Source organism: Aeromonas sp. QDB23 (genome assembly GCF_027707745.1).
GTDB classification, from domain to species: Bacteria; Pseudomonadota; Gammaproteobacteria; order Enterobacterales; family Aeromonadaceae; genus Aeromonas; species Aeromonas allosaccharophila.
Window position 1 is genome coordinate 1 of record NZ_JAPCJA010000141.1, and the last position, 1,480, is coordinate 1,480.

At 43.4% G+C, this 1,480-nt stretch carries 1 protein-coding gene; it reads left to right on the top strand.

What is annotated here, in order from left to right:
* Window positions 1–100: 100 nt before the first annotated feature.
* On the top strand, window positions 101–1,426 hold the full coding sequence (gene narH, locus PG888_RS22820) for a nitrate reductase subunit beta (protein ID WP_442866252.1): 1,326 nt from the start codon (window positions 101–103) through the stop codon (window positions 1,424–1,426).
* Window positions 1,427–1,480: the final 54 nt, after the last annotated feature.

Genomic DNA, 1,480 nt, shown 5'->3' on the forward strand with positions numbered 1-1,480 from the left:
AGGCAAGGGGCAACAGTGGATCAAGGGATGATCGTCTCACTTTTTCCTGTCAATGCCATCTGGGTGAACAGTTACGTAACAAGGCAGGGGAGAAGTAAAAATGAAAATTCGTGCGCAAATTGGAATGGTGCTAAACCTCGATAAATGCATCGGATGTCATACTTGCTCTGTTACTTGTAAGAACGTATGGACAAGTCGCGAGGGAATGGAATACGCCTGGTTTAATAACGTAGAAAGCAAGCCAGGCGTGGGCTATCCAAACGATTGGGAAAATCAGGATAAATGGAAGGGTGGCTGGGTTCGAAATATCAATGGAAAAATCGTTCCAAGAATGGGTAACCGGATTGGCGTTTTAGCCAAGATTTTTAACAACCCTGACATGCCGACTATTGATGACTATTATGAGCCTTTCACCTTTGACTATGAGCATTTACATAATGCTAAACAAGGTGCGCATCAGCCAATAGCACGTCCACGTTCACTGATTACTGGTCAACGTATGGACAAGATCAACAATGGCCCAAACTGGGAAGAAATCTTGGGCGGGGAATTCACTAAGCGTTCACAAGACTACAATTTCAACCACATCCAAAAGGAGATGTATGGACAGTTTGAAAATACGTTCATGATGTATCTCCCTCGGCTTTGTGAGCATTGCTTGAATCCTGCATGTGTGGCTACTTGCCCTAGTGGGGCAATATATAAACGTGAAGAAGATGGCATTGTCCTTATTGACCAAGACAAATGTCGTGGTTGGCGTATGTGTCTTACTGGTTGCCCCTACAAGAAGATTTACTTTAACTGGAAAAGTGGTAAATCTGAAAAATGTATCTTCTGCTACCCCAGAATTGAGTCTGGTCAACCAACCGTCTGCTCTGAAACATGTGTAGGACGAATTAGATATCTGGGAGTAATCCTTTATGATGCAGATCGTATTGAGCAAGCAGCATCAACTGAAAATGACAAGGATTTATACAACAAGCAGTTGGAGATTTTCTTAAATCCACATGATCCTGCTATCATTGAAGAAGCCTTAAAGCAAGGCATCACTCAAAATGTTCTAGATGCTGCTCAGAAGTCACCTGTGTACAAGATGGCGATGGAATGGAAGCTTGCACTCCCATTACACCCAGAGTATCGCACGTTACCGATGGTATGGTATGTACCACCTCTTTCCCCTATCCAATCAGCCAAAGATGCAGGCTATTTAGGTGATGATGGTGTTCTACCAGATATTTCTAGCTTGCGAATTCCTTTACAGTATTTGGCGAATCTGTTGACCGCTGGCGATATAGCACCTGTTAAGAGTGCACTGAATCGTATGTTGGCAATGCGTCATTATAAGCGAGCTGAAACTGTAGATAAAAAGGTGGATACCAGCGCATTAGAGCAGGTTGGTTTAAGGAAGGTGCGAACAAGTCCCTGATATGAGATCATGTTTGTCATCTGGAGCCATGGAACAGGGTTCATCATGAGTCAT